10 protein-coding genes are annotated in these 8,478 nt (G+C 56.8%); 6 read left to right on the top strand and 4 right to left on the bottom strand.

Going from position 1 to position 8,478, the window contains the following annotated elements; translation table 11 throughout:
* Nucleotides 1-282: 282 nt before the first annotated feature.
* The gene (locus ACW9IR_RS27355) at nucleotides 283-1,098 is read right to left on the bottom strand and encodes an aminoglycoside phosphotransferase family protein (protein WP_457465730.1); all 816 of its coding nucleotides are present in this window, start codon (nucleotides 1,096-1,098) and stop codon (nucleotides 283-285) included.
* Nucleotides 1,085-1,573: an SRPBCC family protein gene (locus ACW9IR_RS27350; RefSeq protein WP_095121031.1), complete on the bottom strand. Its 489-nt coding sequence runs from the start codon at nucleotides 1,571-1,573 to the stop codon at nucleotides 1,085-1,087. Before ACW9IR_RS27350 ends, ACW9IR_RS27355 begins: the two co-directional genes overlap by 14 nt.
* 197 nt (nucleotides 1,574-1,770) lie before the next feature.
* Between ACW9IR_RS27350 and ACW9IR_RS27345 the strand changes: the two genes are divergently transcribed.
* Together ACW9IR_RS27345 and ACW9IR_RS27340 are read left to right on the top strand one after the other, a co-directional pair.
* Nucleotides 1,771-2,691 carry an ADP-ribosylglycohydrolase family protein gene (locus ACW9IR_RS27345; RefSeq protein WP_186615732.1) on the top strand — a complete coding sequence of 307 codons (921 nt, stop codon included), beginning with the start codon at nucleotides 1,771-1,773 and terminating at the stop codon, nucleotides 2,689-2,691.
* Nucleotides 2,692-2,747: 56 nt separating this feature from the next.
* Nucleotides 2,748-3,152 carry a lysozyme inhibitor LprI family protein gene (locus tag ACW9IR_RS27340; protein WP_102902004.1) on the top strand — a complete coding sequence of 135 codons (405 nt, stop codon included), beginning with the start codon at nucleotides 2,748-2,750 and terminating at the stop codon, nucleotides 3,150-3,152.
* Between the two features lie 69 nt (nucleotides 3,153-3,221).
* Here ACW9IR_RS27340 and ACW9IR_RS27335 read toward each other — a convergent pair whose 3' ends face one another.
* On the bottom strand, nucleotides 3,222-3,662 hold the full coding sequence (locus tag ACW9IR_RS27335) for a MerR family transcriptional regulator (RefSeq protein ID WP_110720546.1): 441 nt from the start codon (nucleotides 3,660-3,662) through the stop codon (nucleotides 3,222-3,224).
* A gap of 113 nt (nucleotides 3,663-3,775) precedes the next feature.
* On the opposite strand from ACW9IR_RS27335, the gene ACW9IR_RS27330 reads away from it, so the two are divergent.
* From ACW9IR_RS27330 to ACW9IR_RS27315, 4 genes are all read left to right on the top strand, one after another.
* Entirely contained in the window at nucleotides 3,776-4,414 is a 639-nt protein-coding gene (locus ACW9IR_RS27330) for an NAD(P)H-dependent oxidoreductase (protein ID WP_457465727.1), read from the top strand.
* A 310-nt stretch (nucleotides 4,415-4,724) separates the two neighbouring features.
* Nucleotides 4,725-5,330 (top strand): hypothetical protein, encoded by a 606-nt coding sequence (locus ACW9IR_RS27325; protein ID WP_457465725.1) that lies wholly within the window; start codon nucleotides 4,725-4,727, stop codon nucleotides 5,328-5,330.
* 9 nt (nucleotides 5,331-5,339) lie between these two features.
* On the top strand, nucleotides 5,340-5,546 hold the full coding sequence (locus ACW9IR_RS27320) for a helix-turn-helix domain-containing protein (protein WP_007910409.1): 207 nt from the start codon (nucleotides 5,340-5,342) through the stop codon (nucleotides 5,544-5,546).
* Between the two features lie 85 nt (nucleotides 5,547-5,631).
* Entirely contained in the window at nucleotides 5,632-6,303 is a 672-nt protein-coding gene (locus ACW9IR_RS27315) for a hypothetical protein (protein ID WP_457465723.1), read from the top strand.
* 58 nt (nucleotides 6,304-6,361) lie between these two features.
* On the opposite strand, the gene mrdA is transcribed toward ACW9IR_RS27315, so the two are convergent.
* Nucleotides 6,362-8,254: a penicillin-binding protein 2 gene (gene mrdA / locus ACW9IR_RS27310; protein ID WP_095121026.1), complete on the bottom strand. Its 1,893-nt coding sequence runs from the start codon at nucleotides 8,252-8,254 to the stop codon at nucleotides 6,362-6,364.
* Nucleotides 8,255-8,478: the final 224 nt, after the last annotated feature.

Genomic DNA, 8,478 nt, shown 5'->3' with positions numbered 1-8,478 from the left:
ACTTTGGCTTTTTAAAGCAAGATCAAAAGATCGCAGCCTGCGGCAGCTCCTACATGCAGACGAAAAAAAACCCGCCGAAGCGGGTTTTTCCCAAGACCATTATCGACTCCCTGTCGGCAGCGATCCTTGCAAATGGTCGATCATCCCTGATCCTGAAACACTCCCTGTGTCTCAGTTGATGTGTGTAGATTACGCAGTGGATCCAATCGGCAATAGTCGTAAAAGCTACCAGTGCGTGTAAGACATTCGCCATAGAAACCCTTCCGAAAACCCTTAGCCCTGTCAGGCATCGAGCATTGAAGCGGCGATCTGCGCGACTTTCAGCTGCCCTGAGGCCTGCTCCAGCGCTTCATCCTCGAGAAACCACGCCGCCGACAAACCGGCGAACGCCAGCACCCACTGCAGAAGCCTGCGGCGATCAAGCCCGGAGGCCTCGACAATCACATCCAGCTGTCGGCGAAAACGCGCGGGATCCGTGGCCGTCGGCAAGTCCGGGTTACACATCAGGTTGGCGTAGTCAAAACCACGTTCGCCCCTCACCCTCTTCGGATCGATTGCCAACCAGCCACGCGATTCGAAATCCAGAACATTGTCGTGATGCATGTCGCCGTGCAGCACCACCACATCCTGTGGATCGGCGAGCAGGGTTTCCGCGGTTTGCAGGCTCAGGCTGTAGAGACCGTCATGTTGGGCAGCAGCGACTCGCAGCGAAGCAAACCACGGCCCCAATTCCACCAGAGGCGGCGGTGGCGTTACGCGCGGTGCATGCAATCGTGCCAGCGCCGAACAGAGAATCCGGCTCGCCTCGTCATCTTCGCCATTCACTGCCATGTGCATCAGCGAGCGTCGGCCCATGGCGCGCTCCATCAGCAGACCATCCTCGTGATGCGCCAACACTCGTGCAGCGCCGTCACCGTCCCACCAGGTCATCAGCCGATTGCCGTACTTCTCATCGATATCCAGCGCCACCTTGAGCATGGCCGGCCTGTCGTTCACGCGTACCGGCAGCAGACGGCTGCCGGGCGTGATAATCGGCGCGCCGTCCGGCACCAGTGCCCAGCGTTTCAGCCAAGGTTCGAAAATGTCAGCCACCGTCACGCTCGCGGGCCTTGGCGCTCTCGGCAAGAAACTGTTCGAGCCGGCTCAACTGCTCCTCCCAGCCACGGCTGTCCATGAAATAGGCCTCTTTCTGGCGAACGTCGGGAATATGCGCGAAACCTGACTCGGAAACCTTGAGCAGTGTGCCGTCCTCATAATCCTGTAGCTCGAACTTGACCAGCGTGGTCGGCTCTTGGGAATAGTCAATCTTCGGATTGACTGCATACGGATGCCAGCGGAACGAAAACAGTTGCTGCGGCTCGACCCGCTCGATCAACACGTTCCACAACACATGTTCATAACCCGGATACGTGACCTGCCCTTGCGTCCATTCACCAGCAATAAACCGCCTGCCCTCCAGCGCTACACCAAACCACTGGCCAAACGCCTCGGCATCGACCAATGCACGCCAGACATGCGAACGCGACGCCTTGAGCGTGATTTTGCGTTCGAAACTATTGGGTACTGGTTTCATACGTCACCTCCTGTTCTGAACACTAGGCCTCTATGACCACATGTCCAATGTGAAGTTGTATCAGAGCGGTGCAGTCATTCATCAGCAAGGAAACATCAAGCTGCAGTTTTCTGACCGGTACTGTGATGGATCCAGGCACCCTTCGCCCAACGAAACTGTTACCTTTTCCAGCGAATTTGAATCAACAAGGACGAATCATGCCGCCATCCCTCGCCGAACGTTACCGCGGTGCCCTGCTTGGTCTGGCATGCGGCGACGCTGTCGGTACTACGGTTGAGTTCAAACCACGGGGATCATTCCAACCGTTGACCGATATGGTCGGCGGTGGCCCGTTCCACCTCAAGCCAGGGCAGTGGACCGATGACACCTCGATGGCCCTGTGTCTGGCAGAAAGCCTGCTGAACAAGAATGGCTTCAATGCTGCCGATCAGATGGGCCGCTACCTCAACTGGTGGCAATGGGGCTATCTCAGCTCGACCGGTGAATGTTTCGATATCGGCATGACCGTCAGTCAGGCGCTGGCGCAATATCAGCAAACCGCTGATCCCTTCGCCGGTTCGACCGACCCGTACAGTGCCGGCAACGGTTCACTGATGCGTCTGGCTCCGGTGGTGCTGTTCTACTTTCCCGACGCCCGGCAAATCCAGAGCTTTGCCGCCGACAGTTCGCGAACCACCCACGCAGCACCAGAAGCCATCGAAAGTTGCCAATTGTTGGCCGGATTGCTCGCCAGAGCGCTTGAAGGCGCGAGCAAAGCAGAACTGCGGCAGCTGCCTTTCGCCAGCTTCTCGCAACCCAAGGTCGCCGCCATTGCGCGTGGCGATTTCCTCGGTCTGTCCGAGGCAGACATCAAAGGCAGTGGCTACAGCGTGCAGTCGCTGGAAGCGGCGTTGTGGTGCTTTCACCACACGGACAGCTTCGAAGCGGCCATTTTGCGGGCGGCCAACCTGGGCGATGACGCCGATACCACCGCCGCGATTACCGGACAGTTGGCCGGCGCCTATTACGGCGTGCGGGGGATTCCTGAACACTGGCTGGAAAAACTGCACGACGTTGAAGAGATTGCGGCGACCGCCGACCGTTTGCTTGCGGCTTCCCGAGTGCGCCCGCCGGAATAAGCGCAACACACCCGCTACACTGCTCGGCACTTACTTCGATACAGCGAGATTTGACTATGTCCCCACGCCTGCTTCTGGCCCTCACGCCCCTCCTGTTCCCCCCCCTCGCGCATGCCGCCGTCGACTGCGCCAATGCCAGCGACCAGGCGACAATGAATCAGTGCGCCGGGCAGGACTTCAAAGCGGCGGACAAGGAGTTGAACGCGGTGTACCAGCAGATCACCGGGCGTTTGAAGGACAACCCGGATGGCAAGAAACTATTGGTCAGTGCACAGCGGGCGTGGCTCGGGTTTCGGGATGCCGAGTGCAAGTTTTCATCGTCCGGGGTAACTGGCGGAAGCGTTTATCCGTGGGTCTACAGCAGTTGTCTGACCGGGGTGACCAAGGTGCGGGTCGAGGCGCTGAAACAGTATTTGAAGTGTGAAGAAGGTGACATGAGCTGCCCGGTGCCTGGGGCCTGATTTCTTGCGGCGGTATTGAGGAATCTTTCGCGAGCAGGCTCTCACATTGGAACGCATTTCAAATGTGGGTCAACGCCCGTTCAACGCGTTGCGCGTGATCATGTTCTGCTCGGGCCGATACGACTCGGTCCGTTGCACACTCGCGCACACGACAGGTGCACCACTGCGCAAGCTTTCCTCCAGCACATGCCGTAGCCGCAACAAACCCTCCCGCTGCATCGTCAGGTTGGCCTCGATCTGGCGTATCTCATCCATACGGATATCGATTTGCTCGATGGTCAACGATTTCGAGCAACTCCCGTCCTCCAGGAATAGGCCCCGTATGGTGTCGAGAGAAAATCCCAGCCGCTGGGCATCGCGCACCAGGATCAATCGCGCGACAGCCGCCTCGCCATAGTGACGATACCCGTTGGTGTCGCGGGTAGAAGGCTCCAGCAAACCCTGCTCCTCGTAATAGCGTATTGCCGAAGCGGCAACACCTGTGCGCTTGGAAACCTCTCCAATCTTCATAAAAGAGCTTGACCTTCAAGTTGGCTTTAATCGTTAGCATAAGCTCAGGTTCAGCACGACAGCCAGTCGCTATTGACCCACCTGAACATCTTTCACCTTTATGGAATTTGATGATGAGCACACTGACAGACCTGCTGAAATGGCGCTACGCAACGAAAAAGTTCGATCCTTCCCGGACAGTGCCCGAAGAAAAAATCGAGCGCATTCTGGAAGCGGTGCGGTTAACGCCGACATCAAGTGGACTGCAGCCTTTTGAATTGCTCGTAGTGACCAATGCGGAGATTCGCGAAAAGATCAAAGCCGTCAGCTGGAATCAGCAGCAGGTTACCGACTGCTCTCATTTGCTGGTGTTTGCCGCCTGGGATGACATCACTGCGGAGCGGGTCAACATGATGTTCGACTTGACCAACGAAGTTCGCGGGACCGTTAACGAAGGATGGGAAAATTACCGTCAGATGCTCTTGGGCATTGTCGCTGGACGTGGCAAGGAGGCTAATTATCAGGCGGCTGCGCGGCAGGCTTATATCGGTTTGGGCTCGGCTTTGATCGCTGCGGCGTTTGAAGAAGTCGATGCCACACCGATGGAAGGTTTCGACCCGGCAGCCATCGATGAAATCCTCGGACTCGCGGCCCGCAACCTGCGCAGTGTAGTGATTCTGCCGCTGGGGCATCGAGCCACAGAGGGAGACTGGTTGGTCAACTTGAAAAAGGTTCGCCGCTCGCGGGAAAACTTCATAACCGAAATCAAGTAAACCCGGTAAGAGCGGGCGACTCAAACATGCCTGTCGCGTGTGTCCCGCTCTAATCAATCCCTGACCCCGTCATCGATACCAGCGGCCACCGAGTGGATCGCGTCCCTCCTGCGCTCTCGACTTGTTTCGAATTCGAGAGCCCATCGACCTTGGAATTCTCCCCATAGCGAATGAACTGAGAATGATGCTGTGGCCCCCCGGCATCTCGATGCCAAGAGCGACCTTCACAAAACAAGAACAATTTATTATTGCCATTCGATAATTTAACATCGAGAATTAGTCATCCCCAATGACACCGCAAGGATTTTTCATGAGTACTCGTAACAACGGATTGGCACTGCAGCGCATGCATTGGGTCGGACTACTGGCAGCGATTCTTGTCTGGGTTTTGGGGGTGACCGAGGTCGGTGGCAACGCTTCGATCTGGCTCTTCAAAACGGATGAAATGCTCGCGGCGCTGCTCTACGCCTTCGCCGAAAACTCGCCGCAATTACTTGACCCGTTTGTCGAAGGTGCCCTGCTTGCCCCCGACACATGGCTCTCGCCAGTGGTCACTGCGCTGCTCGTCGTTCTGGATTTCCTGCCCGTCCTGCTTTCGACCTACGTGCTCTGGCTGACCGGGTTGTTTTTCCTGCGCTTGTCCCGCGGCGAAACCTGGACCGAGCGCAATATCAAGGTGTTATGGCGAGTGGGGATTTTGTGCATCATTTCACCGGCCGCCTACCCGCTGGTAGAGACCCTGCAAGGTTTGGCCCTGTCTATTGATCTGCCGCCAGGGGATCGTATTTTTCAGTTCTCGGTCGGCCTGTCTTCCACTTCTGCCTACGAGATTGTCAAAGGCGTATTGCTCTGTTTGTTTTCAATTATCATGCGCGATGCAAAAGTACTCAGCGATGAGCAAAGCCAATACATATAGAACAATACAATGACCATTATCGTCCGCCTTGACGTTGTCATGGCCACGCAAAAAATTCGCTCGAAAGAGTTGGCCAGCCTGCTGGGCATCACCGAGGCCAACCTGTCATTACTGAAAAATGGCAAGGTCAAGGGCGTGAAAATGGCCACCTTGGACAAGCTCTGCGCAGCACTCGATTGCCAGCCAGGCGATTTGCTGGAATACCAGAAAGACTGAACCTTGCGCATCCGCGCGAGTTAATTGTCGTCAGTCCACAGCGTTTTACTCTTATTCAATCCTTAGTTTGTAAGGCGACTTTGTCATGACCCGGTTTTTATTCTGCGCGCTGTTTTTACTGACAGCGTTGATCAGCGGCTGCGCCACGCAAATGGACGTAGCGCTAAATGCCACACCTGATCCGGATTATCATTTTGATCGAAAGGCAACTGTGCTGGTGACGTCTGTAGGCGGCAGTGACGAAAACGCGCTTAATGCCCGCTACTATCTTCGCGACATGGTTAATGCGTTGAAAGACAGGGGCTACCAAGAGGTTTATACCGACGCCAGTCTGCCGAAGAACCATGCGCCGATAAAAATGACCGTCAGCCTCGATGTCGGCAGCCGACAGGTGACTTACCGATATACCGCCACCGAGTATGGGCAAGTGCCGACCAGCACCTCTACCGTGTGCAAGACCAGCAAGAAAAAGGACGATCGGCTGACGTGCACGAGTAAACCGAACACGACCTATGGTCCGATAGGTACCTCGGAGCGCACCGGTTACACCACTCTCAGCACCTTCGTTGCCACTGCACGCGATGAAGTCAGTAAGCGCCCGGTCTACCTGCTTCGCGCTTCGTCCTATAACGAAGACTGCCAATCCTCCAAGGTCGAAGACTTTCTAGTGGAGCAAGGCCTGCAGAACCTCAACTTCGAGGACCGTGTTCAGCGCAACTACACCGTCACGATGCCCGAGGGTTATCGCTGCAAATAGGCTTTGCAGGGCAACTCACAGCCTCGGCTCAACCAGCATGAGCCGAGGCTGCGAACCGTTAGACGTGCGGGTCTCCAGGCGCTTTGGTCGGCGCCGCGTATTGCGGCTTGAGATGACCGTCCTGATCCAGCAGCCAGGCATCCATGATCTGCCGCACCACAGGGCCGGCGACACGACCACCAGCCTCACCGTTCTCGATCATCACCGAGATCGCAATCTTCGGATGCTCAGCCGGCGCAAAGCCAACGAACAAGGCGTTATCGCGGTGGCGCTCGAGGGTTTTCTCGCGGTTGTAGCGTTCGCCTTGCTTGATCGCCACCACCTGCGCCGTACCACTCTTGCCAGCGATACGGTATTGCGCACCAGCCGCGGCCGCACGAGCAATGCCTCGGGCATCGTGCATCACCATCTGCATGCCGTGATTGACCTGTTCCCAATCTCGCGGATCCTTGAGCAGGATGTTCGGCATCGGATGCTCATCGACCGGGGCAACGCCATCGACGGTTTTGGCCAGGTGCGGCCGGTTCCATACACCTTTGTTGGCGATCAATGCCGTGGCCTGAGCCAGTTGCAGTGGCGTGACTTGCATGTAGCCCTGGCCGATACCGAGGATGACCGTTTCGCCCGGGTACCAGGCTTGCCGGCGAGTCGCGCGTTTCCACGCTTGCGATGGCATCAGGCCGGGCGACTCTTCGAACATGTCCAGAGAGACTTTCTCGCCGAGGCCGAACATCGCCATGTAATCGTGCAGACGATCAATACCGAGCTTGTGGGCCAGGTCATAGAAGTAGGTGTCGTTGGAACGCATGATCGCCGCGTCCATGTCCACCCAGCCGTCGCCGCTGTGGTTCCAGTTGCGGTACTTGTGATCGAAGTCCGGGAGCTGGTAATAACCGGGGTCGAAGACGCGGGTTTGCGGCGTCACCACACCGGCATCGAGGCCAGCGATGGCCACTTCTGGCTTGATGGTCGATCCCGGGGCGTAAAGTCCGCGCAGTACACGGTTGAACAGCGGCCGGTCGATCGAATCCCGCAGTGCCGAGTATTCCTTGGAGCTGATACCGGTGACGAACAAATTCGGGTCGAAGCTCGGATTGCTGACCATGGCCAACACTTCACCGGTCGACGGATCGAGCGCTACCACGGAACCACGACGATCACCCAGCGCGGCTTCGGCGGCTTCCTGCAGCTTGATATCAAGGCTCAGGACGATGTTCTGGCCGGGGACCGGGTCGGTGTGTTTGAGCACGCGGAGTACGCGTCCTTGGGCGTTGGTTTCCACCTCTTCGTAACCCACGTGGCCGTGTAGCTGGGCTTCATAGAAACGTTCGATGCCGGTTTTGCCAATCGATTGGGTACCGCGGTACTCCACCGAGTCGAGGGTTTTGGATTCTTTTTCGTTGATCCGGCCGACGTAACCGATCGAGTGGGCGAAGTGCGCGCCGAGTGGGTAATGGCGGACAAATTGCGGCTCGACATCCAGGCCCGGGAGGCGGAACTCGTTGACGGCCAGTACGGCAATTTGCTCTTCCGTCAGCTCATAGAACAGCGTCACCGGCGTAAACGGGTGGCGGGACTGCTTCATGGCTTTATCGAAGACTGTGCGATCTTCCGCAGGCAGGTGCAGGAGATTGATGACTTCGTCCAGTTCTTGATTGACGTCGGTGGCGCGTTCGCGGGTGATGGTCAGGTTGAAACTGGGACGGTTATCCGCGAGCAGTACACCATTGCGATCGTAGATCAAGCCGCGTGTCGGCGGGATCGGCAAGACGTGGACGCGATTGTTTTCAGAGATGGTCGAGTGGTAGTCGAATTCCACCACTTGCAGGATGTACAGGCGCACGACCAGGGCGCAGCTAACGGCGAAGACGAACATGGCGCAAGCGATCAACCGTTTGTTGACCAGACGCGTCTCTTTTTCGTGATCCTTGATCGGGATGGGCTCAGGCATTTCTACAGCAACTCTTTGACATAAACATAAATGAGTGCCGATCCATGGGCATGACATCAGTCCGTTAAAAACGAGCTGCACCATACCAAAAACTGCCCGGTCACTCAGAAGGAATTTCCCCAATGGCGTCTCTTGCGACGGTTGGGGGCAGGTCAATGCGCTTGAAAATCTTTCCTGCGGACAAAACAAAACCCCAACTGCTTTCGCAATTGGGGTTTCGGAAT

The organism is Pseudomonas sp. SDT291_1_S447 (assembly GCF_054070155.1).
This window is presented reverse-complemented; position numbering and strand designations above follow the sequence as displayed.